The organism is Stenotrophomonas sp. YJH_SMC_46 (assembly GCF_059370315.1).
This window is the reverse complement of sequence record NZ_JCAFTO010000003.1, coordinates 237406-263035: the sequence shown is the minus strand read 5'-3', so window position 1 is coordinate 263035 and position 25630 is coordinate 237406. Positions and strand designations below refer to the sequence as shown.

General features: G+C 67.5%; 19 protein-coding genes and 3 tRNA genes. 11 read left to right on the top strand and 11 right to left on the bottom strand.

Annotated elements, in window-relative coordinates; translation table 11 throughout:
* Positions 1 to 4: 4 nt before the first annotated feature.
* Entirely contained in the window at positions 5 to 733 is a 729-nt protein-coding gene (locus AC5P8C_RS10595; protein WP_019659087.1) for a response regulator, read from the bottom strand.
* Between the two features lie 204 nt (positions 734 to 937).
* Between AC5P8C_RS10595 and AC5P8C_RS10590 the strand changes: the two genes are divergently transcribed.
* From AC5P8C_RS10590 to AC5P8C_RS10580, 3 genes are read left to right on the top strand one after another with little or no spacing between them, the layout of a single operon-like run.
* On the top strand, positions 938 to 2176 hold the full coding sequence (locus tag AC5P8C_RS10590; RefSeq protein WP_495218726.1) for an efflux RND transporter periplasmic adaptor subunit: 1239 nt from the start codon (positions 938 to 940) through the stop codon (positions 2174 to 2176).
* A complete protein-coding gene (locus AC5P8C_RS10585; RefSeq protein ID WP_495218724.1) occupies positions 2173 to 4131 on the top strand; it encodes a MacB family efflux pump subunit in 1959 nt (652 codons plus the stop codon). The genes AC5P8C_RS10590 and AC5P8C_RS10585 overlap by 4 nt, the downstream gene beginning before the upstream one ends.
* Positions 4128 to 5567, top strand: coding sequence for an efflux transporter outer membrane subunit (locus tag AC5P8C_RS10580; protein WP_233653044.1), 1440 nt, complete (start codon positions 4128 to 4130; stop codon positions 5565 to 5567). Before AC5P8C_RS10585 ends, AC5P8C_RS10580 begins: the two co-directional genes overlap by 4 nt.
* Positions 5568 to 5649: 82 nt before the next feature.
* On the opposite strand, the gene rlmB is transcribed toward AC5P8C_RS10580, so the two are convergent.
* The 3 genes from rlmB to rnr all read right to left on the bottom strand — a co-directional run bounded on the left by rlmB (position 5650) and on the right by rnr (position 9526).
* Positions 5650 to 6393, bottom strand: a complete 744-nt coding sequence (gene rlmB, locus AC5P8C_RS10575) for a 23S rRNA (guanosine(2251)-2'-O)-methyltransferase RlmB (RefSeq protein WP_005408775.1) — start codon at positions 6391 to 6393, stop codon at positions 5650 to 5652.
* Between the two features lie 93 nt (positions 6394 to 6486).
* On the bottom strand, positions 6487 to 6981 hold the full coding sequence (locus AC5P8C_RS10570) for a GFA family protein (RefSeq protein ID WP_495218723.1): 495 nt from the start codon (positions 6979 to 6981) through the stop codon (positions 6487 to 6489).
* Between the two features lie 85 nt (positions 6982 to 7066).
* Positions 7067 to 9526 carry a ribonuclease R gene (gene rnr, locus AC5P8C_RS10565; protein WP_495218722.1) on the bottom strand — a complete coding sequence of 820 codons (2460 nt, stop codon included), beginning with the start codon at positions 9524 to 9526 and terminating at the stop codon, positions 7067 to 7069.
* Positions 9527 to 9654: 128 nt separating this feature from the next.
* Between rnr and AC5P8C_RS10560 the strand changes: the two genes are divergently transcribed.
* Both AC5P8C_RS10560 and AC5P8C_RS10555 read left to right on the top strand, forming a co-directional pair.
* A tRNA-Leu gene (locus AC5P8C_RS10560) sits at positions 9655 to 9739 on the top strand.
* A 205-nt stretch (positions 9740 to 9944) separates the two neighbouring features.
* Positions 9945 to 10029, top strand: a tRNA-Leu gene (locus AC5P8C_RS10555).
* Positions 10030 to 10085: 56 nt separating this feature from the next.
* On the opposite strand, the gene AC5P8C_RS10550 is transcribed toward AC5P8C_RS10555, so the two are convergent.
* The gene (locus AC5P8C_RS10550; protein ID WP_087803314.1) at positions 10086 to 10832 is read right to left on the bottom strand and encodes a sulfite exporter TauE/SafE family protein; all 747 of its coding nucleotides are present in this window, start codon (positions 10830 to 10832) and stop codon (positions 10086 to 10088) included.
* Between the two features lie 99 nt (positions 10833 to 10931).
* Between AC5P8C_RS10550 and AC5P8C_RS10545 the strand changes: the two genes are divergently transcribed.
* The 3 genes from AC5P8C_RS10545 (at position 10932) to AC5P8C_RS10535 (ending at position 12567) form a co-directional block, all read left to right on the top strand.
* Positions 10932 to 11831: a LysR family transcriptional regulator gene (locus AC5P8C_RS10545; protein WP_233653047.1), complete on the top strand. Its 900-nt coding sequence runs from the start codon at positions 10932 to 10934 to the stop codon at positions 11829 to 11831.
* A gap of 50 nt (positions 11832 to 11881) precedes the next feature.
* Positions 11882 to 11966, top strand: a tRNA-Leu gene (locus AC5P8C_RS10540).
* Between the two features lie 322 nt (positions 11967 to 12288).
* Positions 12289 to 12567 (top strand): hypothetical protein, encoded by a 279-nt coding sequence (locus AC5P8C_RS10535; RefSeq protein ID WP_019659096.1) that lies wholly within the window; start codon positions 12289 to 12291, stop codon positions 12565 to 12567.
* 110 nt (positions 12568 to 12677) lie between these two features.
* Here AC5P8C_RS10535 and emrB read toward each other — a convergent pair whose 3' ends face one another.
* The 4 genes from emrB to emrR are packed head-to-tail and all read right to left on the bottom strand — an operon-like array spanning position 12678 to position 17398.
* A complete protein-coding gene (gene emrB, locus AC5P8C_RS10530) occupies positions 12678 to 14264 on the bottom strand; it encodes a multidrug efflux MFS transporter permease subunit EmrB (RefSeq protein ID WP_019659097.1) in 1587 nt (528 codons plus the stop codon).
* 7 nt (positions 14265 to 14271) lie between these two features.
* A complete protein-coding gene (gene emrA / locus AC5P8C_RS10525; protein ID WP_021204129.1) occupies positions 14272 to 15453 on the bottom strand; it encodes a multidrug efflux MFS transporter periplasmic adaptor subunit EmrA in 1182 nt (393 codons plus the stop codon).
* A gap of 11 nt (positions 15454 to 15464) precedes the next feature.
* On the bottom strand, positions 15465 to 16958 hold the full coding sequence (gene emrC, locus AC5P8C_RS10520; protein ID WP_495218720.1) for a multidrug efflux transporter outer membrane subunit EmrC: 1494 nt from the start codon (positions 16956 to 16958) through the stop codon (positions 15465 to 15467).
* A complete protein-coding gene (gene emrR, locus AC5P8C_RS10515) occupies positions 16955 to 17398 on the bottom strand; it encodes a multidrug efflux system transcriptional regulator EmrR (RefSeq protein WP_019659100.1) in 444 nt (147 codons plus the stop codon). Before emrR ends, emrC begins: the two co-directional genes overlap by 4 nt.
* A 172-nt stretch (positions 17399 to 17570) precedes the next feature.
* On the opposite strand from emrR, the gene AC5P8C_RS10510 reads away from it, so the two are divergent.
* Together AC5P8C_RS10510 and parC are read left to right on the top strand one after the other, a co-directional pair.
* Positions 17571 to 18452, top strand: a complete 882-nt coding sequence (locus AC5P8C_RS10510) for a helix-turn-helix domain-containing protein (protein ID WP_026346921.1) — start codon at positions 17571 to 17573, stop codon at positions 18450 to 18452.
* A gap of 59 nt (positions 18453 to 18511) precedes the next feature.
* Positions 18512 to 20755, top strand: coding sequence for a DNA topoisomerase IV subunit A (parC, locus tag AC5P8C_RS10505; protein WP_021204132.1), 2244 nt, complete (start codon positions 18512 to 18514; stop codon positions 20753 to 20755).
* A 331-nt stretch (positions 20756 to 21086) separates the two neighbouring features.
* Here parC and bfr read toward each other — a convergent pair whose 3' ends face one another.
* Complete coding sequence (gene bfr / locus AC5P8C_RS10500) at positions 21087 to 21575, bottom strand: bacterioferritin (RefSeq protein ID WP_005415872.1); 489 nt, start codon at positions 21573 to 21575, stop codon at positions 21087 to 21089.
* Between the two features lie 123 nt (positions 21576 to 21698).
* Between bfr and AC5P8C_RS10495 the strand changes: the two genes are divergently transcribed.
* Complete coding sequence (locus tag AC5P8C_RS10495; RefSeq protein WP_019659103.1) at positions 21699 to 24026, top strand: penicillin acylase family protein; 2328 nt, start codon at positions 21699 to 21701, stop codon at positions 24024 to 24026.
* Between the two features lie 123 nt (positions 24027 to 24149).
* On the opposite strand, the gene AC5P8C_RS10490 is transcribed toward AC5P8C_RS10495, so the two are convergent.
* The gene (locus AC5P8C_RS10490) at positions 24150 to 25538 is read right to left on the bottom strand and encodes a cation:proton antiporter domain-containing protein (protein WP_019659104.1); all 1389 of its coding nucleotides are present in this window, start codon (positions 25536 to 25538) and stop codon (positions 24150 to 24152) included.
* Positions 25539 to 25630 lie beyond the last annotated feature (92 nt).

Sequence of the window (25630 nt, the reverse complement as noted above, 5' to 3'; positions counted from 1 at the left end):
CGGCCTATTCCAGGTTCACCGAGGAGGCCAGTACATAGCCTTCGTTGCGAACGGTCTTGATCAGCCCATCCGGGCCACCGTCGTCGCCCAGCTTGTTGCGCAGCCGGCTGACCTGCAGATCGATGGCACGGTCCTGTGCCTCGTAATTGCGCCCGCTGCTGAGCGCGACCAGCTGCTCGCGCGACAGCACTTTGTTGGCATGGGCAATGAACACCCGCAGCAGCCGGAACTCGGCGCCGGACAGCACCACCACGCGGTTGTCCGGGTCAACCAGATGGCGGTGTTCCAGGTCGAACACCCAGCGCGAGAAGCGCGCACGGCGAATCGCCAATGGCTCCAGGTTGGCCGGCAGCGCCTCGGTCCGGCGCAGCACATTGCGGATGCGCGCCAGCAGCTCGCGCGGCTCGAACGGCTTGGCCAGGTAGTCATCGGCGCCCATCTCCAGGCCCAGCACGCGGTCAATCGGCTCGGCACGAGCCGTCAGCATGATCACCGGCGTGTTCGAGCGCGCGCGCAGGTCGCGGCACAGGGTCAAGCCATCCTCACGCGGCAGGTTGAGGTCGAGCACGATCAGGTCCACGTGCTCACGGTCCAGCAGCTGGCGCATGGCGGTGCCATCAGCCGCCGTGCTCACCTGGTAGCCGGCGCGGCCGAGCTGCTCGGCCAGCAGGGTGCGGATGTCATTGTCGTCGTCGACGATCAGCAGTCGATGCATCGTGTTTTCAGTCTCCATGTCGCGATCATCCCGTGTCGGCAGCTGAACCGCATCCGGGGCAATGCGTACCAGTGTATCCACCGATGGTCGGGATACCTGTGGTTACGCCTATTTGCCGACAGTGTTACATAGAGACATACCCCGAGGATTGAGCCGCCTGTCGCCCGGTCTTCACAATGCCCGCCAACGCCGCCCACGCGGCCCCGAGAGTGAAGCCACGACGTGACGTTCCGCCTGCTGCCCGCGACCCGCCGGGGTCGCCTGATACTGGTCGCCCTGCTTGCCCTTGCCGTCGTTGCAGCCGCCTGGTGGCTGCTGCGCAAGCCGGCCGTCCCGGCGGTGGCGACCGCGCCCGTCAGCCGTGGTGACATCGAGCAGACAGTGGAGGCCACCGGTGTGATCGACGCCTACAAGCTGGTCAGCGTCGGCGCCCAGGCCTCGGGCCAGATCAAGTCGCTGAAGGTACAGCTGGGCGACACCGTGAAGGAAGGCGACCTGATCGCCGAGATCGATGCCACCACCCAGCAGAACCAGGTGCTCAACGCGCAGGCCTCGCTGGACCAGGTCACCGCGCAGCGCGCCGTGCAGCAGGCCACCCTGCGCCAGGCCGAACTGGAATTCGCGCGGCAGCAGCAGATGCTGGCTGCCGAAGCCACCTCGCGCCAGGAATATGATGCCGCCGAGGCGGAGTTGAAGACCGCCCGTGCCCAGCTGCAGTCCTACGAGGCGCAGATCAAGGGCCGCGAAACAGAACTGGGCACCGCCCGCGCCAACCTGGCCTACACCCGCATCACCGCGCCGATGGACGGCACCGTGGTGGCGGTGGTGGCGGAGGAAGGCCGCACCGTGAACGCCAACCAGACCGCACCGACCATCGTGATGCTGGCGCGGCTGGACGTGGTCACCGTCAATGCCGAGATCTCCGAGGCCGACGTGGTCAAGATCAAGCCCGGCATGCCGGTGTACTTCACCACGCTGGGTGACCCGGACCGCAAGTACCACGCCACGCTGCGCCAGATCAATCCGGCGCCGGCCTCGATCGCCAACGAAAGCTCCTCCAGCTCCAGCAGTTCGTCCAGTTCCAGTTCCAGCAGCGCGGTCTACTACAACGCGCTGTTCGACGTGGAGAATCCGGACGGCACGTTGCGCATCGACATGACCGCGCAGGTCTCGGTACTGCTCAAGCAGGCCAAGGGCGTGCTGATGGTGCCGGCGGTGGCGCTGGGGCCGAAGCGCCGTGGCGACGAGCGCATGGTGCGGGTGCTGGACGACAAGGGCCAGCCGCAGCCGCGCAAGGTCACGGTGGGCATCAACAATGGCGCCTCCGCCGAGATCCTGTCCGGGTTGAAGGAAGGCGAGCGCGTGGTGGTCGGCGAAGCCAGCGCCGCCGGTGCCGGTGGCGGGAACCGAGGCGGCATGCAGATGCGGGTCGGCGGCCCGGGCATGGGGCCGCGCCGATGAGCACGACGGCGCCGCTGCTGCGCCTGCGCGACCTGCGACGCGAGTTCCCGGCCGGTGATGATGTGATCGCCGTGCTGCGCGACGTCAATCTCGACATCCATGCTGGCGAGATGGTGGCCATCGTCGGCCAGTCCGGCTCGGGCAAGTCGACACTGATGAACATCCTCGGCTGCCTCGACCGCCCCACCCGCGGCAGCTACCAGGTGGCCGGCCGCGAGACCGGAAAGATGGCGCCGGACGAACTGGCCGAACTGCGCCGCGAATATTTCGGTTTCATCTTCCAGCGCTACCACCTGCTCGGCGACCTCGACGCGCGCGGCAATGTGGAAGTGCCGGCGGTGTACGCCGGCAGCCCGGGCGCAGTGCGCAATGCGCGTGCCGAGCAGCTGCTGCAACGCCTGGGCCTGGGCGACCGCATGCATCACAAGCCCGGCCAGCTGTCAGGTGGCCAGCAGCAGCGCGTGTCGATCGCACGCGCGCTGATGAACGGCGGCGAGGTGATCCTGGCCGACGAACCCACAGGCGCGCTCGATACGAAATCCGGTGAGGAAGTGATGGCGATCCTCGGCGAACTGCATGCCGAAGGCCACACCATCATCATCGTCACCCACGACATGAGCGTGGCCCAGCACGCACAGCGCATCATCGAGATCCGCGATGGCGAGATCATCGCCGACCGCGCCAACCCGAATGCGCCGGCCTACCGTGCGCAGCGCGAAGCCAGTACCGGGGCCGCCCACGGCAACAGCTGGCGGGCGGCCCGAGACCGCTTCTCCGAAGCGTTCCGCATGGCGCTGCTGGCGATGAACGCCCATCGGCTGCGGACCTTCCTGACCATGCTCGGCATCATCATCGGCATCGCCTCGGTAGTGTCGGTGGTGGCGCTGGGCAACGGCTCGCAGCAGCAGATCCTGCAGAACATCAGCGCGCTCGGCACCAACACCATCGACGTCTATCCCGGCCGTGGTTTCGGCGACATGCGCTCGGCCCGGGTGCAGACGCTCAAGGCCAGCGATGCCGATGCACTGGCAAAGCAGAGCTACGTGGACAGCGCCACCCCCAGCGTATCGACCTCGGTCACCGCGCGTTATCGCAACCAGTCGTCGACCGCCCAAGTCAGCGGCGTCGGCGAGCAGTTCTTCCGGGTCAAGGGCGTGACTCTGCTCAGCGGCAGCTTCTTCGATGCCGATGCAGTCAAGGGCCTGGGCCAGGTGGCGGTGATCGACGAGAACACCCAGGCCCAGTTCTTCCCCGATGTCGACCCGGTCGGACAGGTGATCCTGCTCGGCAACGTGCCGGCACGCGTGGTCGGCGTGGCCAAGCGCCAGAGTTTCGGTTTCGGCGGCAGCACCAGCCTCAGCGTGTGGGTGCCGTACACCACGGTGATGTCGCGCATGCTCGGCCAGAGCCACGTCTCCAGCATCACCGTGCGCGTGGACGACGACACGCCGATGGATGCGGCGCAGGAAGCGATCACCCGCTTGCTGACGATGCGCCATGGCACCGAGGACTTCTTCCTCAGCAACAGCGCGGAGATCCGCCAGACCATCGAGCAGACCACGCGCACGATGACCCTGCTGATCGGTGCCATCGCCGCCATCGCACTGCTGGTCGGTGGCATCGGCGTGATGAACATCATGCTGGTGTCGGTGACCGAGCGCACCCGTGAGATCGGGGTGCGCATGGCGGTGGGTGCACGGCAGAGTGATATCCGCCAGCAGTTCCTGATCGAGGCGGTGCTGGTGTGCCTGCTCGGCGGCGTGCTCGGCATCGGCCTGGCGCTGCTGCTGGGCTCGATGATCGGCCGCTTCGCCAGCGATTTCCAGGTGCTGTTCTCCACCGCCTCGATTGTCGCCGCCTTCGCCTGTTCGACCCTGATCGGCGTGGCGTTCGGCTTCCTGCCCGCGCGCAATGCCGCGCAACTCGATCCGGTGGAGGCCCTGGCCCGCGAATGAAGAAGATGATCCGACTGCCCTTCCCCGCTCCCCGGCACCTGCTGCCGGCCGGTGCGGTTGTACTCGCCCTGTCCGGCTGCGCCTCCGTCGGCCGCTATCCGGTGCATGACCCGGCCGTGGCGGCGCAGTATGGGCGTGGCGATGCCACCCTCAATGCACCGGCCGACGGCCCGCGCAGCAGCTTGGATACACCCGGCCGCGACATCCGGCAGGACACCTGGTGGACCGGCTTCGGCGATGAACGCCTCGACCGTCTGGTGGCGCAGGCGCTGGCCGCCAACAGCGATCTGGCCGCCGCCGGCCTGGCCGTGCAGCGTTCACGCCTGCAGGCCGGCCTGGCCAGCAATGCGCTGTGGCCGCAGCCTTCGTCATCGGGCGTCAGCGGCAGTGCCAGCCGCGCCACCGACCAGGCCGATGACTGGCGCCGCAGCTATTCCACCGGCGTCTCGCTGGGCTGGGAAGTGGACCTGTGGGGGCGCCTGCGCACCCAGCGCGACATCGCCCGCTGGGAAGCCGAAGCCAGCGAGGAAGACCGGCAGAACACCGCGCTGCTGGTGATCGGCGACACCATCACCCAATACTGGAACCTGGCCTATCTCAACCAGTCCATCGCCACCGGCCAGGCCAACCTGGAGCGGTTGGAACGTACCCGCGAACTGGTGCAGGCCCGCTTCGACGCCGGCGCGGTATCGCGCCTGGAAGTGCGCCAGGCGCTGCAGAACCTGCAGTCGCAGCGCTCGGCGCAGAGCGCGCTGGAACAGCAGCGGGTGGAAGTGCGCAATGCACTGACCGTACTGCTGGATGGCACGCCCTGGCCGCAGCAGGACGAACCGCAGGACCTGCTGGGCGCACGCAGCCCGGACATCGTCGAGGGGTTGCCGGCCGACCTGCTGGGCCGCCGTCCCGACCTGCGCGCGGCCGAGCTGCGCCTGCGCAACAGCCTGAAGACGATCAAGGTCACGGCAACCCAGTATTACCCGGCGTTGAGCCTGACCGGCAGCCTCGGTTCCAGCGCCACCTCGCTAGGCAATGTGCTGCGCAATCCGGTGGCCACGCTGGGCGCGGGCCTGTCACTGCCGTTCCTCAACCTGCAGCGCGCGCAGCTGGATACCGACATCGCCGGCACCGCCTACCAGATCGCCGCGGCCAACTTCCGCAAGACGCTGTACAGCGCGCTCTCGGAAGTGGACAACGCGCTGTCGGCACGCGAGCAGCTGGCGCGGCAGGTGGCGGCCTCGCAGGCGTCGTATGACGAAGCGGTGGAAGTGGAACGCGCGCAGGAAGTGCGTTACCGCGTGGGCGCGACCGACCTGCGCACCTGGCTGGAAGCGCAGCAGACCCGGCGCGATGCCGAGCTGTCACTGGCGCGCGCGCGGCAGGGCCAGCTGAACAACGATGTGACCCTGTTCAAGGCGCTGGGCGGCGGCGCGGGGTAGCGGCTACTGTGGAGCCGAGCCCATGCTCGGCTGCTTCCTTGATCGGGTATGCGATCGCCGAGCGTGGTCTCGGCTCTACAGATCAGCCGCGCTGGCGCACGGCCTCGAACAGGCTGACGCCGGCGGCGACGGAGACGTTCAGGCTCTCGATCTCGCCCGGCATCGGAATCTTGACCAGGCCATCGCAGTTCTCGCGGGTCAGGCGGCGCAGGCCATCGGCCTCGCCACCCAGCACCAGGGCGATGTTGCCCTTCAGGTCCAGCTGGTACAGCGAAGCGGTGGCTTCGCCGGCCAGACCATAGATCCACACGCCCTGCTTCTGCAGGTCCTTCAGGCAGCGCGACAGGTTGGTCACCGCCACTACCGGGATCAGATCGGCGGCACCGGCCGAGGTCTTGCGCACGGTCGCGTTCACCGTGGCCGACTTGTCCTTGGGGATGATTACTGCAGTCGCGCCGGCCGCAGCGGCCGAGCGCAGGCAGGCGCCGAGGTTGTGCGGGTCCTGCACCTCGTCCAGCACCAGCAGCAGGGCCTTGCCTTCGGCTGCAGTGACCAGGCCTTCCAGCTCGTTCTCGCTGTAGGTACGAGCGGCGGCATAGCGCGCGGCCACGCCCTGGTGGCGCACCGAACCACCCACGCCATCCAGCGCCTGGCTGTTCACCTTGCGCACGTCGATGCCCTTGCGGCGGGCGTTTTCCTCGATCTCGGTCAGGCGCGGGTTCTTCGCACCGGCCTCGACCAGCACTTCGCGGACGTTCTCGGCGTCGTTCTCGATGGAGGAGGCGACGGCGTTGACGCCGACAATCCACTGGCTGTTCTTGCTCATGCGGGCGGGGACCGGAAAGGGGGTGGCTATGGTAGAGCATCGGCGACGGCCGCGCTTCGCGCTCGCCGGGCATGGCCCGGCGCTACCCGCCGTTCACCCTTCGGCTGAACGGCTGCGCGGCGGCCAGTGCGGGGTGTCGTGGTCGGGGTGCTGGTGGGACACGATCGTGGCCAGGAAATCCAGCGCGGCGATGTCTTCCTCGGTACGTCGCGCCGGCAGGCTGGCCAGGCTGTCGACGAAGGGCAGCTTGCGCTCGACTCCGTACTGGATCGTCGGCGGCAGGCGTTCGGGTTCGTCAAACGCACCGGCAGCCACCGCCACGCCATCGGGCGCTTCGTAGGTCAACGGCGTGCCGCAGTCGGCGCAGAACCCGCGCCGCACCACGTTGGAGGACTGGAAATAGCGCGGCTGGCCGCGGGTCCAGCTGAACTGCACGCCCCGCACCGACACCAAGGGCGCGTAGTACGCACCAAAGGCCTTCTGGCACATGCGGCAGTGGCAGATCGAGCTGTGGGTCAGCTCGCCACGGGCCTGGAAGCGGATCGCGCCGCACTGGCAGCCGCCGCTGTATTCGGGTTGGCCCTGCATGGTGCGTTCCTCCAAAGCGTCGTGCCAACCAACGGTTGGCACCTACCAGGTAACGTGGGGTGCCGACCGTTGGTCGGCACGTCTCTCAATACTGCTTTTTCGTACGCTTGGCCGGCTTGCCACGCTCCGGCAGCGGCGGCAGGCCATCGCCCTCGTCCTCACCCTTGTGCTCGACCAGGCGGAAGTCGATCTTGCGCTCTTCCATGCTGGCCTTCAGCACCAGGATGCGCACGCGGTCGCCCAACCGGTAGCTGCCGCCGCGGCGCTCGCCGGTCAACGTCTTGCGGGTCGCGTCGAACTTGTAATAGTCCTGCGGCAGCTGGGTGACGTGCACCAGACCCTGCACCTTCGACTCATCCAGCTCGACGAACAGGCCGAAGCTGGTCACGCCGCTGATCACGCCGTCGAACTGGCCGCCCACGTGCTTTTCCATCCACGCCGCGCGGTAACGCTCGTCGACCTCGCGCTCGGCCTCGTCGGCACGGCGCTCACGCTCGGAACACTGCAGCGCCAGCGCGGCCATCTCGCGGGCGTTGTAGGTGAACTTGTCCAGCGGCTTGCCGGACAGCGCATGCTTGATCGCGCGGTGTACCAGCAGGTCGGGATAGCGACGGATCGGCGAGGTGAAGTGCGCGTACGCCTCCAGCGCCAGGCCGAAGTGGCCGTGGTTCTCCGGGCTGTAGATGGCCAGGCTCTGGCTGCGCAGCAGCACCGATTCAAGCAGCGTGGCATCGGGGCGATCGCGGATCTTCTTCAGCAGCTTGGTGTAATCGCCCGGGCGCACCTTCGACCACGGTGGCAGGCTCAGCTTGAACTCCTTGAGGAATTCGAGCAGGTCGGCGTACTTGGTTTCCGGCGGTTTCTCGTGGATGCGGTACGGGGCCGGCACATGGCGCGACAGCAGGTACTTCGCTGCCTCGACGTTGGCCGCGATCATGCACTCCTCGATCAGCTTGTGCGCGTCGTTGCGCACCAGCATGCCGGCCTGGGTCACTTCACCGCGGTTGTCCAGCACGAAGCGCACTTCGCTGCTCTCGAACTCGATGGCGCCACGCTTGGCGCGTGCCTTGGACAGCACCTTGTACAGCTGGTGCAGGCGCTGCACCTGCGGCAGCAGGTCGCCCATCCAAGCCTTGGTATCGGCATCGTCCTCGCCCACCGCCTTCCACACCTGGGTGTAGGTCATGCGCGCATGCGAGTTCATCACCGCTTCGTAGAAGCGCGAATGCGTGACCAGGCCGTCGCGGTCGATCTGCATGTCGCAGACGAAGCACATGCGGTCGACCTTCGGCATCAGCGAACAGATGCCGTTGGACAGCGTCTCCGGCAGCATCGGCACCACGAAGCCCGGGAAGTACACCGAGGTGGCGCGCTTCTGCGCTTCTTCGTCCAGTGGCGTGCCGGGCCGGACGTAGTTGGAGACATCGGCAATCGCCACCACCAGCCGGAAGCCATCGACGTTCGGCTCGCAGTACACCGCGTCGTCGAAGTCCTTGGCATCTTCACCGTCGATGGTGACCAGCGGCATGCTGCGCAGATCGACGCGGTCGCCGATCATCGCCGGTTCGACCACCAGCGGCACCGACGCCGCTTCGTCCAGCACTTCCTGCGGGAATTCGAACGGCAGTTCATGGCCGTGGATGGCGGTCTCCACCACCAGCGAGGCGGTCAGCTTGTCGCCGAGCACGGCAATGATGCGGCCGATCGGCGGACGGCGGCTGTCCGGCGCCTGGGTCAGTTCGCAGACCACCAGCTGGCCGTCGCGCGCGCCACCGGTCTGGTCCGGCGGCACCTGTACGTTGCGCTGCACGCGCTTGTCATCGGGCACCACGTAGTTGATGCCCATCTCGACACTGAAACGGCCGATCAGGCGGGTCATGCCGCGCTCCAGCACGCGGGCGATGCTGCCTTCGCGGCGGCCACGGTGGTCGATGCCGGTCACGCGGGCCAACACCTTGTCGCCGTGCATGACCTTGCGCATTTCATACGGCGGCAGGAACAGGTCGTCGCCGCCCTCGACCGGGCGCAGGAAGCCGAACCCCTCCGGGTTGGCGATCACCACGCCGGTGACCAGGTTCAGGGTCTGGATCGGGGCGAAGCCGCCGCGGCGGTTCTGCACCAGCTGGCCGTCGCGGACCATGGCGCCGAGCCGGCGCGACAGCGCCTCGGCACGGTCCGGGGCGGTCAGGCCCAGGCGTGCGCCCAGTTCCTCTGCCGTCTGCGGCCCTTCGCAACGCTCCAGCAGGGCCAGGATGGCCTCGCGGCTGGCGATGGGCTGTTCGTACTTCTCCGCTTCGCGGGCGGCGTAGGGATCGTCGATCACCTTGCCGGTCGGGGGCAGCTTGCGGCCCGGGGCCGGGCCCGGTACGTCGCTGCTGCGGACCTTGCGGCCACGCGGCGGTGCGCCGCCTTCATTCAATTCGGGGAACCAGCCCGGCAACGGCTTGCCCGGCTTGGTGGCGCGGGCCGTGCCCGCCTTGGCGCCCTTCTTCGGGGCTTGGCTGCGGGAGGTGCTCCCGCCCTTGCTTGGTTTTTTGGTAGTCATCGCCCTACATGGTAGCCGTTGACGGCGTGCAGAACGGGTCAGTGGCCGTCTTGAAGGCCTTGCGTGAAAAATATTCAGGAAGTCGTTGACAGCCTGCGGATTCATCTTCACAATTGCGCCTCTGGAACGCCCAGGTGGCGGAATTGGTAGACGCACTAGTTTCAGGTACTAGCGGGTAAAACCGTGGAGGTTCGAGTCCTCTCCTGGGCACCAACGAAAAAACTCCTCACTTCGGCGGGGATTTTTTTTTGCCTGCAATCCAGCAGCGGGGTCGAATTCCTTTCCGAAGGAAAGGGCTCCGACCCAAGCGATTGAGATGGGGTCAGAGCCCGCTCCGCACGCGAAACGGGGTCCGACACCGGATCCAGAAAAAGTGTTGACACCCCCATAACAACGCCCCATAATCTCGCTCCTCGACGCCCAGGTGGCGGAATTGGTAGACGCACTAGTTTCAGGTACTAGCGGGTAAAACCGTGGAGGTTCGAGTCCTCTCCTGGGCACCACGTCGAGAATGAGAAAAACCCGCGAGAGCGGGTTTTTTCATGCCCGGAATCCGGCATCAGAGCAGCGGCCGCAGCACCAGCTCCAGCCCGAGCAACAGCAGGAAACCCAGGAAGCAGCCCCGGAACACCCGCGCACTGATGCGCTGCCGGATCACCTGCCCCAGCCACATGCCCAGCAATGCCGGCAGCACCGCCAGCGCACTCAGCCCCAGCTGCTGGATGCCGAATGCGCCGTGCAGCACCAGGCCGGCGGTCAGCGAAATCGTTGACACCGTGAACGCCAGCCCCAGCGCCTGCACCAGCTCCTCGCGCTGCAACCCCAGCGACTGCAGATATGGCACCGCCGGCATCACGAACACGCCGGTGGCGCCGGTCACCACGCCCGACAACGCCCCCACCAGCGGCCCCAGCCAACGCTCGCGCCGCTGCTGCACGCGGAACACCGGCGCAAGCAACGCATAGGCGGCATAGACCACCAATGCCACGCCCAGCGCAACGCGCGACCAAGTGCGATCGACCCGCACCAGCAGCGCCGCCGAGCCCAGCGTCACCACCACCACGGCCAGCATCATCGGCCACAGGCGCCGCACGATGCGGTCCAGTGACGGCCCGGACAACAGCTGCCACGCATTGGTGACGAAGGTGGGAATGAACAGCATCGACGCCGCCGACACCGGCGACAGCGTGCTGCCCAGCAGCCCCATCGCCACCGTCGGCAACCCCATGCCGGTCACGCCCTTGACCACACCGGCCAGCACGAACACCACCACCAGCAGCACGTAGAAGTACATCGATTCATTCATGCCTTCATTGGATCGGCCGGCCGCTCGGCGCACAATGCGGTGTTTCCGGCCTTGCCTTCGGCTGATCCGAAGGCGCAGCCGTTGCGATGAGGGCATCACATGCGGATGGATATCGCCGACCTGCGCCTGTTCCTGGCGATTGCCGAGGCGGGCAGCATCACGGCCGGCGCAGCGCAGGCAAACCTGGCACTGGCGTCGGCCAGCGAACGCCTGCGCACGATCGAAGCCGATGCCGGCACCGCGTTGTTGAACCGGCACCCCCGCGGCGTCAGCCTGACCGAAGCCGGCGCCGCCCTCGCCCACCATGCACGATTGATGCTGCAGCAGCAGGCGCAGCTGCGCGGTGAACTGCAGGCGTTCGCGCACGGCGCGCGCGGCACACTGCATCTGTATGCCAACACCGCAGCACTGACCAACTACCTGCCTTCGCGGCTGGCACCGTGGCTGGCCGAACGGCCGCGCCTGCACGTGGAACTGCTGGAGCGCACCAGCCCCGAAGTCGTGCGTGCGATCAACGCTGGCCAGGCCGAGGCCGGCATCATCAGTGATGCGGTCGACGCTGCCGGCCTGCAGCAGCACGTGGTCGCCGAAGATCCACTGGTGATGCTGCTGCCCGCAGACCATCGCCTCGCATCGCGGCGCAGCCTGGCCTTCGCCGATGTTGCCGGCGAGACCTTCGTCGCGCTGGCCGACGGCAATGCACTGCAGGCCTACATCGAAGACCAGGCGCGCGACATCGGGCGGCGCCTGGACGTGCGCATCCGCATGAAGACCTTCGAAGGGGTGTGCATCATGGTCGGCCACGACATTGGTATCGGCATCGTGCCGCGGACCATCGCCCGCCAGCACCGGCGCAGCACGCATACCGTCTCCGTACCGCTCGCCGATGCGTGGGCACAGCGTCGCCTGTGCGCCTGTTTTGCCGAGTGGGCGCAGTTGTCATCGGCAATGCGCAGCCTGCTGCTTCACCTGGGCGTGCAGCCGCAGAAAAAGCTGTGAAATGTTGTTGACACATCCTCTGCCGTCCCGCACAATTCATCTCCTGAGTCGCCCAGGTGGCGGAATTGGTAGACGCACTAGTTTCAGGTACTAGCGGGTAAAACCGTGGAGGTTCGAGTCCTCTCCTGGGCACCACGACTCAAGATGATCAAACCCGCGAAAGCGGGTTTTTTCGTTTCCGGGGCCTGGCGAGCGTGGCATCGCAACCGCCACTCGGACTGTCGTATCTCGCACCACCCGGGCGTCGCCTGCGGGTGCATACCTCCCCCCGGCGCGCCGTCACCAGACCTTGAACGCCCCCCTTTTGGGGCGCATTTCACGTTCCCCGTTCAATTCGTACTTTTCCTACTCGAGATCCACCCGATTCCTTTTCGGTGGGAGGCAGATTTACCGGAGCCGGTTGCAGGTCTATCGACACGACCGGACCAGCGCCCCCCTTTCCCCAAAGGACGCCCCAATGCAGCGCAGCATCATCTGCCCTCACTGCCACACCGGCTCGAACCACGGCGTACGCGTATGCGTGGGATGCCAGGCCGAGGTCCACTACGGCGCATCGAAGGAGGCCGTAATGTTCGTCTTTGTCGCCGCCATCATCTGCGGCGCACTGGTCGGCAGCCGATTGCAGGCCACTGCCGGCTGGATCACGTGCGGCGCCGTACTTGTGGCGGGAATGTGGGCCATTTCCCGATTGTTCCGTGATCGGGTGGTGTTCAAGCGCGTCTATCGCACGCGCTGAACCTGCGCCTGTACACCCCCCAACGGCAGGGCCCGTGCGACCCACGTTGCACAAACAAAAACCCCGCCTTGCGGCGGGGTCAAAATACAGCACGTGTTTCCAGGGAGTTTTCAGTGCCCACCACCGGCGGCCGCACCCGCACCTGCGCCGAATGGCGGCTTGGCCAGCCACAGGAACGTAATGATCGCCAGGAAGATCCAGCCCAGCAGGAAGAAGATGTCGTTGAAGCCCATCTGCGATGCCTGGTGGTTGATCATGTTGTTCAGTACCGCTGCGCCGTGCTGCAGGTCGCCCTGCCCCATCGCCGTGACCTGGTCCTGCATGCCCGGCTGATAGGCCGAGATATGCTCGGTCAGGTCGGCATGGTGCACCTGGGTGCGCCGCGCCCACAGCCACGTCGTCAGCGAGGCCGCGAAGCTGCCGCCCAGCGTACGCAGGAACGTGGCCAGGCCGGAGCCCGCCGCGATCTCGCGCCCATCCAGGTCCGACAGCAGGATCTGCAGCACCGGCATGAAGAACAGCGCGACGCCGATGCCCATGATCAGCTGTACGCCGGCCACGTGCATGTAGTCCACCTGCAGGTTGAAGTTCGAGCGCAGGAAACTGGTCATCGACAGCACGATGAAGGCGATCGTGGCCAGCATGCGCATGTCGAAGCGCGATGCATACTTGCCCACGAACGGGGTCATGATCACCGGCAGGATGCCGATTGGCGCCGTTGCCAGGCCCGCCCAGATCGCGGTGTAGCCCATGTCACGCTGCAGCCACTGCGGGATCAGCAGCGCCACGCTGAAGAACGCCGCGTAGGCCACCACCATCGCCAGCGTGCCGGCGCGGAAGTTGCGGTGCCGGAACAGCTTCAGGTCGACAATCGGATCCTTGTCGGTCAGCTCCCAGATCAGGAAGACCGTCAGCGTCACCACGGCCACGCAGGCCAGCACCACGATCTTCATCGACGCGAACCAGTCCTCGTCGTTGCCCAGGTCGAGCACCAGCTGCAGCGCACCGACGCCGATCACGAGGGTGATCAGGCCGACGTAGTCCATCTTCGGCTTCTCGATCTGCTCCGGCCGCCCCTTCAGCTGGTTGCCCACCACCAGCGCAGCGAAGATGCCCAGCGGCACGTTGATCAGGAAGATCCATTCCCAGCTGTAGTTGTCGGTGATCCAGCCACCGAGGATCGGCCCGCAGATCGGCGCAACCACCGTGATCATCGCCAGCAGCGCCAATGCCTGCCCGCGTTTCTCGCGCGGGTAGATCGAAACCAGCAGCGACTGCGTGATCGGGTACATCGGGCCGGCCACGAAGCCCTGCAGCGCACGCGACACCACCAGCATGCCCATGCTCTGCGCCAGGCCGCACAGCAGCGAGGTGATGACGAAGGCCAGCGTGGCCCAGACGAACAGCTTGCGTTCGCCGAAGCGGCGGCTGAGCCAGCCGGTCAGCGGCAGCGCGATGGCCGTGCTGACCGCGAACGAGGTGATGACCCAGGTCGCCTGCTGCGAACTGGCGCCGAGGTTACCGGCGATGGTCGGCAGCGAGACGTTGGCGATGGTGGTGTCGAGCACCTGCATGAACGAGGCCATCGCCAGGCCGACAGTGCACAGTGCGACGCTGGGCGGCAGGAACCCGGAGGCCGCACCTGGCGCCGCCGGTGCGCCCGGAGCGCCGGGCGCGGCTGGAGCTTGTGCGGACATGGCGACCTCAGCCCACCTTCGCCTGCTGCTGCGGCAGGTTGCCCTGGATGATCGTGTGGATCACCTCGTCGGCATCATGCAGCTGCTTGGCATACACGTCGGTGTCGAACACCGTGCCCTTGGCCGGAGTGCTCGGCAGCACTTCGCCCTTCTGGTCGCGCAGGCTCACTTCAGCCTTCATCGACAGGCCGATGCGCAGCGGGTGTTCGGCCAGCTGCTTGGCATCGATGGCGATGCGCACCGGCACGCGCTGCACGATCTTGATCCAGTTGCCGCTGGCGTTCTGCGCCGGCAGCAGCGAGAACGCGGAGCCGGTGCCCAGGCCAAGGCTCTGGATGCGGCCCTTGTACTTCACGTCACCGGCGTACAGGTCCGACTTCAGTTCCACTTCCTGGCCCAGGCGCATGTGGCGCAGCTGGGTTTCCTTGAAGTTGGCCTCGACCCACATCTGCTCGGTCGGCACCACGGCCATCAGGGCGTTGCCCGGCTGCACGCGCTGGCCGACCTGCACCGAACGACGGGCGACGTAGCCGGAGACCGGCGCGACGATGCCGGCGCGGGCGTTGTTGAGGAAGGCCTGGCGCAGCTGTGCGGCGGCGGCCTGCACGTCCGGCTGGGTGGCGATCACGGTGTCGTCGACCAGGGCGCGGTTGCGCTCGACGGTCTCGCGCGAACCGGCCACGGCCGCTTCGGCCGCGGCCAGCTCGTCGCGGGCGTGGGCCAGTTCTTCGTTGGAGATGGCGCCGGTGGCGGCCAGGTCCTTGCGGCGGGCGTAGTCTTCGCGCACGCGCTTCAGGGTCACCTGGCGGGCGTTCAGGTCCGCCTGCGCGCCTTCCACGCTGCGGTACAGGCCGCGGGTCTGGCGCACGGTCTTGGCCAGGTTGGCTTCGGCCTGCTGCAGCGCCACTGCGGTGTCGGACGGGTCCAGCTGCACCAGCAGCTGGCCGCGCTCCACGCGCATGCCGTCATCGGCATTGATGGCGACCACGGTGCCGGCCACCAGCGGGGTGATCTGCACCTGGTTGCCCTGCACGTAGGCATCGTCGGTCTCTTCGAACCAACGGCCGAACATGAAGTACCACAGCGCCAAAGCGGCAAGCAGCAGCACGACGATCACGAACAGGCCGCGCAGCAGGTTGCCGCGGCGGTTGGGGGCGGCCGGGGCCGCGGTGTCTTGGGTCTGGCTCATGTCGGAGATCTTCAGGAATGCGAGGAATCGGAATGGGAGGCGATCGGTGCGCGGTCGGCGTCAGTGGGCTGGAAACCACCGCCCAGCGCCTTGCTCAGGCGCACCGAGGACTGCACCTGCTGCGACTGCAGGCCGGCCAGCTGCTGCTGCGACTGCAGCAGGGTGGACTGCGCGGTCAGCACGTCCAGGTAGCTACCGATGCCGGCGCGGTAGCGCTGCTGGGCCAGGTCGAAGGCAGCGCGTGCGGTGTCCACCGCCTGCTGCTGCGACTGCGCCTGCTGTGCCAGCGAGCGCACCGCGTTGACCTGGTCGGCCACATCACGCAGCGCATCGAGCACGGTCTGGTTGTAGTTGGCCACCGCCAGGTCGTACTGCGCATCGGTGTTGGCCAGGTTGGCGCGCAGCTTGCCGCCTTCGAAGATCGGCAGGCTCAGCGCAGGGCCGATGTAGGCGAAGGTGGAACTGCTCTTCAGCAGGTCGCTCACATTCGGGGCGACCACGCCGGCCAGCGCGGTCAGGTTGAAGCTCGGGTAGAACTTCGTCTTCGCGACCTTGATCTGCTTGTCGGCCGCTTCAACGCGCCAGCGTGCGGCCACGATGTCGGGGCGACGGCCCAGCAGCTCGCTGGGCAGCACCCCAGGCAGCTGCAGCGCCACCGGGTTCAACGGCTGCGGGCGCTGGATCGACAGGCCACGGTCCGGGCCCTTGCCGACCAGCGCGGCCAGTGCGGTGCGGGCGGCGTCGATACGCTGCTGGGCGGCCTGCACCTGCTGCTGCGCGGCCGGCACGCGGGCCTCGGCCTGGCGCACCTGCAGATCACTGTCGATGCCGGCGTGGCGGCGCTGGCGGGTCAGCTCAAGTGACTTCTGCGAACGGCTCAGCTCTTCCTCGGCCACGTCGTTGAGCTGCCACGCGTAGGCCAGGTCGGCATAGGCCTGGGTGATGCCAGTGGACAGGTTCAGGCGGGCGGCCTGCGCTTCAACGGTGGCGGCGTGCGCACCGTCCACGGCGGCTTCCCAGGCGGCGCGCTTGCCGCCCCACAGGTCCACGCCGTAGCTGAAGTCGAAGGCGACCTGGCTGCTGCCGGCGTAATGGCCACCGATCTCGCTGCCTGCCATCGACTCAGGCAGGCGCAGGCCGGTGTAGCCACCGGACACCGACAGGCTCGGCAGTTCGTCGGCACGCGCAGTGCCGACCTGGGCCTGGGCCTGGCGCAGGCGCGCGTCGGCGGCGTCCAGGCTCGGGTGGCCGGCCAGGCCCTCGGCGACCAGCGCGTCCAGCTGCGCATCGCCCAGCGCCTTCCACCAGTCCTGCGCCGGGAAGCCGGTGGCGCTCAGGTCGGTGTCGGCCAGGGTGCGTTCGCTGTGCAGGCTGTCCACATCCAGCACGTGGCCCTGCGGATTGAGGCCACGACTGCTGGCACAGGCGGCCAGGGCCAGGGCCAGCGCTGACACCAGCAGCGTGCGCCCGGACCGGCGGAAAGTGAAATGCGGGATCGGGTTCATGGGGTCGTCAAGGAATCGCGGATTCGGGTAAGGAGGGACAGCAGCAGCGTGCGCTCGTCGGTTGAGAGATCACGCAGGGCGTAATCCATCACCGCGTCGCCGCGCAGCTTCAGCCGCGCCCACAACGCGCGGCCTTCATCGGTCAGCACGATCTGCAGCGCACGACGGTCCTGGGCATGCGGTTGGCGACGGACGCAGCCCAGTGCCTCCAGCTTGTCCAGCAGCCGGGTCACGGCGCTGGGCACCTGGTCGATGGCCTGGGCCAGTTCGTTGGCGGTGCACGGCGCCATGTTGGAAAGCACCTTCAACCCGATGTAGTGGGTGAAGCCGATGCCCAGGTCTTCTTCCGCCATGGACGCGTCGAGTTGGCGGACCAGCCCGTCGCGCACCTGGCGCAGCAGCAGGCCGAAGCTGGGGGGAGTGGTTGCAGGACAGATCATGGGGGAGCATTCTCTTCCAAAAAAAATATTTCTCAATGGAAATATTCGATCTGGCATCGAATGCTGTGTTGCAGCAATGGGCTGGATCGGTGAAGGCGCCTACCTTAATGACCTGGTCAGCTGGCCCGGTAGTACAATTCAGCCAATGGATGACACATTTCAGCCAGCGGATATGATGAACAAGGCAGAAATTCCCCCTCCCAAGCGCCTGCTGCGCGACGACGCGCTGGACTGGTTCGAGCGCAACGACGGCCCATCGGTGGTCGCCTACCGCTTCGACAGCCCGCAGGGACTGGTCCGTGAGGTGGACTGGCACCATCACCAGCGCGCGCAACTGATCTACGTGGAGCGTGGCCTGCTGACCACCCGCACCTCGCACGGCACCTGGTCGCTGGCGCCGGGTTCGGCCGGCTGGATGCCGCCGCTGGAGCCGCACACGGTCACCCTCGACGGGCCGCTGCGTGGCTGGGGCATGGCGCTGGCCGCACCCGCCTGTGCCACCCTGCCCGCCGACCCCTGCGTGCTGGGCCTGTCCAAGCTGGCGCAGGCGCTGGCCGAGCGCATCTGCGAATGGCCGCTGGGCTATGACACCACGCCCGAGCGCCAGCACATCATCGAGGTGCTGCTGGACGAGATCCGCACCGCGCCGCGTCAGCGCATGCATCTGCCGATGCCCCACGACCGGCGCCTGCTGAAGATCGCCTCGCAGCTGCTGGCCGACCCGTCCGACGAGCGCAGCCTGGCCGAATGGGCCCACTGGGCCGGCCTGTCGCCGCGCAGCCTGACCCGTCACTTCCGCGACGAGACCACGCTCAGCTTCGCCCAGTGGCGGCAACAGGCCCGCCTGTCCGAGGCGTTGCGCCAGCTGACCGAGGGCCGCAGCGTGGCCGACATCGCCCACGCACTGGGCTTCAGCAGCGCCAGCGCGTTCGTCACCGTGTTCCGCCGTCACTTCGGGTTGCCGCCTGGGCGCTACCTGGCGCGGGCCGGGCATGGCCTGGAAACCGGGCTGGACCCTGCACGCGGCTTGGCATCCCCCGCCGCATCCGGATAATCACAGGATTGCGAGCGGCGACCGCCGTCGCCGCCTCCCGACATAGGTAACAACGCCGCATGACCGAACTTGCCCGTCCCGTGTTCCACGGATTCGAACAACTGCCGCTGCGCGAGTACGCCGAACGCGCCTACCTCGACTACTCGATGTACGTGGTCCTGGACCGCGCCCTGCCGTTCATCGGCGACGGCCTGAAGCCGGTGCAGCGCCGCATCATCTATTCGATGAGCGAGCTGGGCCTGAATGCCGCGTCCAAGCCGAAGAAGTCCGCGCGCACCGTCGGCGACGTCATCGGTAAGTACCACCCGCACGGCGACAGCGCGTGCTACGAGGCGCTGGTGCTGATGGCACAGCCGTTCTCGTACCGCTACCCGCTGATCGAGGGCCAGGGCAACTTCGGCTCCAGCGACGACCCCAAGTCGTTCGCGGCGATGCGTTACACCGAATCCAAGCTGACCCCGATCGCCGAAGTGCTGCTGGGCGAACTGGGCCAGGGCACCACCGACTGGGCACCGAACTTCGACGGCACCCTGCAGGAACCGACCTGGATGCCGGCGCGGCTTCCGCACCTGCTGCTCAACGGCACCACCGGCATCGCCGTGGGCATGGCCACCGACGTGCCGCCGCACAATCTCAACGAGATCGTCAGTGCGCTGCTGCACCTGCTGGACAACCCCGACGCCACCGTGCGCGACCTGTGCGAACACGTGCAGGGCCCGGACTACCCGTCCAGCGCCGAGATCATCACCGCGGCCAATGACCTGCGCAACATCTACGAGACTGGCAACGGCAGCGTGCGTGCACGCGCGACCTTCACCAAGGAAGCCAGCAACATCGTGATCACGGCGCTGCCGTTCCAGGTGTCGCCGTCGAAGGTGATCGAGCAGATCGCCGCGCAGATGCGCGCCAAGAAGCTGCCGTGGCTGGAGGACATCCGTGATGAATCCGACCACGCCAATCCGGTGCGCGTGGTGCTGGTGCCGCGTTCCAACCGCGTCGACGCCGACCAGCTGATGGGCCACCTGTTCGCCACCACGGACCTGGAGCGCAGCTACCGCGTCAACCTCAACGTGATCGGGCTGGACGGCCGTCCGCAGGTGAAGAACCTGAAGATGCTGCTCAGCGAATGGCTGACCTTCCGCAGCAACACCGTCACCCGCCGCCTGCAGCACCGCCTGCAGAAGGTCGAGCGTCGCCTGCACCTGCTGGAAGGCCTGCTGGTCGCCTTCCTCAACCTGGACGAGGTGATCCACATCATCCGTACCGAAGACGAGCCGAAGGCCGCGCTGATCGCGCGCTTCGGCCTGTCCGAGGAACAGGCCGAGTACATCCTGGAAACCAAGCTGAAGCAGCTGGCCCGCCTGGAGGAAATGAAGATCCGCGGCGAGCAGGATGAACTGGCCAAGGAGCGCGAGAAGATCCTCGGCATCCTGGACAGCAAGGCCAAGCTGAAGAAGCTGATCCGCGATGAACTGACCGCCGACGCCAGGAAGTTCGGCGACGCACGCCGTTCGCCGCTGGTGCAGCGCCAGGCGGCGCAGGCCATCGACGAGACCGAGCTGGTGCCGAGCGAGCCGATGACCGTGGTGCTGTCGGAGAAGGGCTGGATCCGCGCCGCCAAGGGCCACGACGTCGATGCATCCGCACTGTCGTACCGTGAAGGCGACGGGCTGCAGGGCGCGGTGCGCGCACGCAGCACCCAGCAGGTCGCGTTCCTCGACAGCGAAGGCCGCGCCTACTCGACGCCGGTGCACACCCTGCCCTCCGCGCGTGGCAATGGCGAACCGCTGACCGGCCGCTTCTCGCCGGCACCGGGCACCAGCTTCGTGACCCTGGCCAGCGCCGAGCCGGACACCCGCTTCGTGCTGGCCTCCAGCCACGGCTATGGCTTCGTCACCCGCTTCGAGAACCTGATCGGCCGCAACAAGGCCGGCAAGGCGATGCTGAACCTGTCGGCCGGCTCGTCGGTGCTGACCCCGTCAGTGGTCGCCAACGTCGCCACCGACCGCATCGTGGCGGTGACCAGTTCGGGCAACCTGTTGGCGATCGCCGCCAACGACCTGCCGGAACTGGACAAGGGCAAGGGCAACAAGATCATCGAGATCCCGAAGGCCAAGCTCGCCACCGAACGCGTCGTCGCCATCGTGGCGATCAGCCCGGGGCAGACCCTGCAGGTGCGCAGCGGCCAGCGCACCATGGGCCTGAAGTTCAACGAGCTCGACGCCTATCTCGGCGCCCGCGCCACCCGCGGCCACCTGCTGCCGCGCGGCTGGCAGAAGGTGGAAGGGCTGTCGGTGGAGTGAGAGCTGGGGCCCTGCCCCTGGCGGGTGTCAACCTTTGTTGACACGCCTCGCCGGGGATCAGACACGAAAAAGCCGGGGCATTCCCCGGCTTTTTCGTTGTCGGCTGGCGGGCGGTGGAGCAGCTGGCTGGCGAAGGCTGGCTGGCGATGCTCCGGTGCTGGCGGGCGACAGAACGCCGTGCTTCTGGTAGAGCCGATTGCTGGTCGGCTGCTCTTTGCTCTTGGTAGAGCCGACTGTCAGTCGGCTGCTTTACCGAAAAGCGGCCGACCAGCGGTCTGCTCTACCGGAAGGCAGCCGAGCATTGGCTCGGCTCTACAAAAAGCGGTGCCGGTCAGTGCGCCGGGGCGCCGCTGCCGTCGATCTTGCTCAGCTGGTACAGCTCCAGGCCGATGCGCTTGATCAGGCCCAGCTGCTGCTCCAGCCACCAGGCGTGGTCTTCCTCGGTGTCCTTCAGCTGCGCCAGCAGGATGTCGCGGCTCACGTAATCGCCCTTCTCCTCGCATAGCTTCATGCCGGCGGCGAGATTGTTCCGAACCGCGTATTCAGTGTCGAGATCCTTCTGCAGCATCTCCTCCACGGTCTTGCCCGGCTCGGTGGCATGCGGGCGCATGTCCGGGTCGCCCCCCAGGAACAGGATCCGGCGCAGCAGCGCATCGGCATGCTGGGTTTCCTCTTCCATCTCGTGGTTCAGGCGTTCGTACAGCGCGAACAGGCCCTGGTCCTCGTAGCGGCGGGAATGGATGAAGTACTGGTCGCGGGCAGCGAGCTCGCCGCGCAGCAGTTCCTTCAGGCAGGCGATGACGTCCGGGTTGCCTTTCATGGGGGGCTCCTGTGAATCGATGCGGCATAGGGTGCCGCATTTCAAAGTACGGTGATCTAATCGGAATCAGTCGCAGTTGCGCCTGCGGCTACAATCGGCCCACGAGTTCGGAAAGGACGTGCGATGCGACGTACATTGCGTTGGGTGCTGGGCGTAGTGATCGCCATCGTGCTGATCGCCGCACTGGTCCTGTGGCTCCTGCTGCGGGGCAGCCTGGCCGACCTGGACGGCGAGCATGCCTTGCCGGGGCTGGCCGCGCCGGTCACTCTCGAGCGCGATGCGCTGGGCGTGGTCACCATCACCGCCGGCAGCCAGGCCGATGCGATGCGCGCACTCGGCCGCGTGCACGCGCAGGAACGTTATTTCGAAATGGACCTGATGCGCCGCAGTGCCGCCGGGGAGCTGTCGGCGCTGTTCGGGCCGAAGGCCATCGACGCCGACAAGCGCATGCGCGTGCATCGGCTGCGCGCGCGCACCGAGGCGAACATGCAGGCTGCGCTGGGCGACAACATCGAAGCGGTGAGCGCCTATGTCGGTGGGGTCAATCAGGGCCTGGCCGATCTCTCCGTGCGCCCGTGGGCCTACCTGCTGCTGCGGCAATCGCCACAACCCTGGCAGGCCAGCGACAGCGTGCTGGCCGGGCTGGCCATGTATGCCGACCTGCAGGATCCGGGCAATCAGACCGAGCTTGCGCTGAGCCGCATCCGCGCCGTGGTGCCGCCGGCGCTGTACGCGCTGATCGCCCACGACGGTACTGAATGGGATGCACCGCTGTTCGGCGAACCGAGCGGCAATGCTGCCCTGCCCGACGCCAGCCAGCTCGACCTGCGCACATTGAAGGGAAAGTCGGGCACCGAGCAGGAAGAGGCCGATGTCATCGGCAGCAACAACTTCGCGGTGGCCGGTGCACTCACCGCCGACGGCCGCGCCATCGTTGCCGACGACATGCACCTGGGCCTGCGTGCACCCGGCCTGTGGTTCCGCGTGCGCCTGCGCTACCCCGACCCACAAGCTGCCGGCGGCCAGGTCGACGTCACCGGCTTCTCGCTGCCGGGCCTGCCGGCCGTGATCGTCGGCAGCAACGGGCACATCGCCTGGGGCTTCACCAACAGTTACATCGATACCGCCGATTACCGCACTGAACCGGCCAACGCCGCCGTGACCGTGCATGAAGAACGCATCGCCGTGGCTGGCCAGGCCGACGTGCTGTTCCCGGTGCGCGAAACCGCCTGGGGCCCGATCTTGCATACCCATGCCGATGGCAGTGGCGATGCGCTGCGCTGGGTCGCCCACCTGCCCGGCGCGGTGCGCCTGGACTTCGGTGACCTGGCCCGTGCCGGTGACCTGGACGGTGCCCTGCAGTTCGCCGACCACGCCGGCATCCCCGCGCAGAACCTGGTGGTCGGCGACCGCAGCGGACGCATCGCCTGGCGGCTGATCGGCGCCCGCCCGGATCGCGGTCCGGGCTGCGCGCCGGCCGGCTTCAACGCCGCCCACAACCAGGACTGCGCCCCCTGGCCGATCCGCAGCGATGCCTCGCCGGCATTGATCGATCCCCCCAACCATCGCCTGTGGACCGCCAACGGCCGCGTCCTCGACGGCGAGGCACTGGCCCAGGCCGGCAACGGCGGCTATGACCTTGGCGCCCGCGGGCGGCAGATCCGCGACCTGCTGGCGATCCAGGAGCGCTTCGATGAACACGACCTGCTGGCGATCCAGCTCGACGATCGCGCGGTGTTCCTGCAGCGCTGGTGGGCGCTGCTGCACGACGTCATCGAACGCAGTGACGACCCTGCACTGAAGCGGTTGAAGTCCGTCAGCCACCAGTGGGGCGGCCGGGCCTCGGCCAGCTCGGTCAGCTACCGGGTGGTGCGCGCGTTCCGCACGCAGGTGATGGATACCTTGTCCGATGCACTGCTGGCCCCGGCCAACGCGCAGCTGGGCGATGACTATCTGGAGCCGCGCCTGGCGCAGCTGGAAGGTGTGGCCTGGCCGATGCTGCAGCAGCGCCCCGCCAATCTGCTGCCACCGGCCTACGACAGCTGGGACACGCTGCTGCTTGATGCCGCACGCCGCACCGAGAGCGAGCTGGCCAAGCAGGGCCCGCTGGCCAAGCGCACCTGGGGCGAACGCAACACCGCGGCGCTCTGCCACCCGATCGCACGGGCGTTGCCCGAGGTTGCCAAGCGCTGGCTGTGCATGCCCGCCGACCAGCTGCCCGGCGACCGTGATATGCCGCGGGTGCAGACGCCGAACTTCGGCGCCTCCGAACGCATGGTGGTCTCGCCCGGCCACGAGGCCGACGGCATCGTGCACATGCCCGGCGGCCAGAGCGGGCACCCGCTGTCGCCGTACTGGGGTGCCGGCCACGAAGACTGGGTGCATGGGCGGCCGACGCCGTTCCTGCCCGGCAAGGCGCAGCACACGATGACGCTGGTGCCAGCGCGCTGACGGCGGCACCCACATGCCCAAGGGTGCGCTGCACGCTGTAGAGCCGAGCCCATGCTCGGCTGCTTCTGGCGCCGAGCCGAGCATGGACTCGGCTCCACAGAATGTCGGCGCGGCGCTACCGGGTCAGCCCCTGCGCCGCTCGATCAGGTTCAGCAGCGGCCCGGTCATCGCCGTGGTCACCAGCGCCATGATCACCAGCACCGCAAACAGGCGGTCGCCGAGCAGGCCCAGCTCGTAGCCCAGGTTGAGCACGATCAGCTCCATCAGGCCCCGGGTGTTCATCAGCGCGCCCAACCGCCACGCCTCGCGCGTGGGCATGCCCGCACTGCGTGCGGCACTGAAGGTGCCCAGCAGCTTGCCGGCCGTGGCTACCGCGATCACCACCGCGCACAGCACGATGTCGCTGGCCTGCAGCGCGTCGGCGCGCATGCGAAGGCCGGTCATGGCGAAGAACAGCGGCAGCAGCAGGGTCACCGCGAACGGTTCGACGCGGGCCATCAACAGGCCGCGCAGCTGCGCGTTGGACGACACCGCCACGCCCGCAGCGAACGCACCGAACAGCGCGTGGATGCCCAGCATTTCGGTGATCAGGGCACTGCCCAGCGACAGCAGCAGGATGCCGAGCAGCCAGCGCCCCTCACGGCCCGGCGCAATCTGCTGGCGAGCGAACCACGGCTTCACCAGCCCCAGCATCAGCGCCACGAAGGCGACCACGCACAGCAGGTTGAGACTGGCCGGCAGCCAGCCGCTGGCCTGTGCCGCCGCCACGATCAGTGCCAGCAGGCACCATGCGGTGGCATCGCCCAAAGCCGCGCAGGCGATGGCGGTCTGGCCCAGCGGCGTCTGCGTGATGCCACGGTCGGCGAGGATGCGCAGCAGCACCGGGAACGCGGTGATGCTCATCGATATGCCAACGAAAAGCGCGAATGCGGTGAAGCCCACGCCCTGCGGGCCGTGCTGCGGGTACAGCCAGATCGCCAACGCGACGCCGAGCACGAACGGCACCGCGATGCCGGCATGGCTGACCGTGAAGGCGAAACGCCGGCGGCCGCGCAGTGCCGCCAGGTCCAGTTCGGCACCGGCCACCAGCAGAAACATCAGCACGCCCAGCTGGCTGAGCATGCCCAGAGGGCCCAGCGAACTGGCCGGGAACAGCGCACCCTGCAGCTGCGGCAGCAGGCTGCCGAGCACCAGCGGCCCCATCATCAGGCCGGCCGCCATCTCGCCGATCACCGCCGGCTGGCCCAGCCGCTTCAGCAGCGCACCGGCGCCCTTGGCTACCAGCAACAGCACCAGCAGCTGCAGCAGGAACAGGCCCAGCGGTGACGCCAGATGCCGTGCCCAGCTGCCTTCGGCAGCGACCGTGGTACGCGCAACCGCCTCGGGCGCCGCCGGCCCGGCATAGCGCGCCAGCAGCACGCCGGCCAGCAGCGGGACACCGGCCCAGGCCAGATAACGCCATCCCCATTTCGTGGGCCGCATGCCGCCGCTCGCCTGTACGTCCATGAACATTCCCCAATGCGCAGGGGGCGATCATACAAAAAGGGGACGGAGGGGATTAAGTCGTTTGTGCCCGCCGGGCATGGCCCGGCGCTACCATCGCT

Coding starts and splice junctions, on each gene's coding strand:
- AC5P8C_RS10595 (WP_019659087.1), bottom strand. CDS start 733: ATGGAGACTGAAAACACGATGCATCGACTGCTGATCGTCGACGACGAC.
- AC5P8C_RS10585 (WP_495218724.1), top strand. CDS start 2,173: ATGAGCACGACGGCGCCGCTGCTGCGCCTGCGCGACCTGCGACGCGAG.
- AC5P8C_RS10580 (WP_233653044.1), top strand. CDS start 4,128: ATGAAGAAGATGATCCGACTGCCCTTCCCCGCTCCCCGGCACCTGCTG.
- rlmB (WP_005408775.1), bottom strand. CDS start 6,393: ATGAGCAAGAACAGCCAGTGGATTGTCGGCGTCAACGCCGTCGCCTCC.
- AC5P8C_RS10570 (WP_495218723.1), bottom strand. CDS start 6,981: ATGCAGGGCCAACCCGAATACAGCGGCGGCTGCCAGTGCGGCGCGATC.
- rnr (WP_495218722.1), bottom strand. CDS start 9,526: ATGACTACCAAAAAACCAAGCAAGGGCGGGAGCACCTCCCGCAGCCAA.
- AC5P8C_RS10550 (WP_087803314.1), bottom strand. CDS start 10,832: ATGAATGAATCGATGTACTTCTACGTGCTGCTGGTGGTGGTGTTCGTG.
- AC5P8C_RS10545 (WP_233653047.1), top strand. CDS start 10,932: ATGCGGATGGATATCGCCGACCTGCGCCTGTTCCTGGCGATTGCCGAG.
- AC5P8C_RS10535 (WP_019659096.1), top strand. CDS start 12,289: ATGCAGCGCAGCATCATCTGCCCTCACTGCCACACCGGCTCGAACCAC.
- emrB (WP_019659097.1), bottom strand. CDS start 14,264: ATGTCCGCACAAGCTCCAGCCGCGCCCGGCGCTCCGGGCGCACCGGCG.
- emrA (WP_021204129.1), bottom strand. CDS start 15,453: ATGAGCCAGACCCAAGACACCGCGGCCCCGGCCGCCCCCAACCGCCGC.
- emrC (WP_495218720.1), bottom strand. CDS start 16,958: ATGAACCCGATCCCGCATTTCACTTTCCGCCGGTCCGGGCGCACGCTG.
- emrR (WP_019659100.1), bottom strand. CDS start 17,398: ATGATCTGTCCTGCAACCACTCCCCCCAGCTTCGGCCTGCTGCTGCGC.
- AC5P8C_RS10510 (WP_026346921.1), top strand. CDS start 17,571: ATGATGAACAAGGCAGAAATTCCCCCTCCCAAGCGCCTGCTGCGCGAC.
- parC (WP_021204132.1), top strand. CDS start 18,512: ATGACCGAACTTGCCCGTCCCGTGTTCCACGGATTCGAACAACTGCCG.
- bfr (WP_005415872.1), bottom strand. CDS start 21,575: ATGAAAGGCAACCCGGACGTCATCGCCTGCCTGAAGGAACTGCTGCGC.
- AC5P8C_RS10495 (WP_019659103.1), top strand. CDS start 21,699: ATGCGACGTACATTGCGTTGGGTGCTGGGCGTAGTGATCGCCATCGTG.
- AC5P8C_RS10490 (WP_019659104.1), bottom strand. CDS start 25,538: ATGTTCATGGACGTACAGGCGAGCGGCGGCATGCGGCCCACGAAATGG.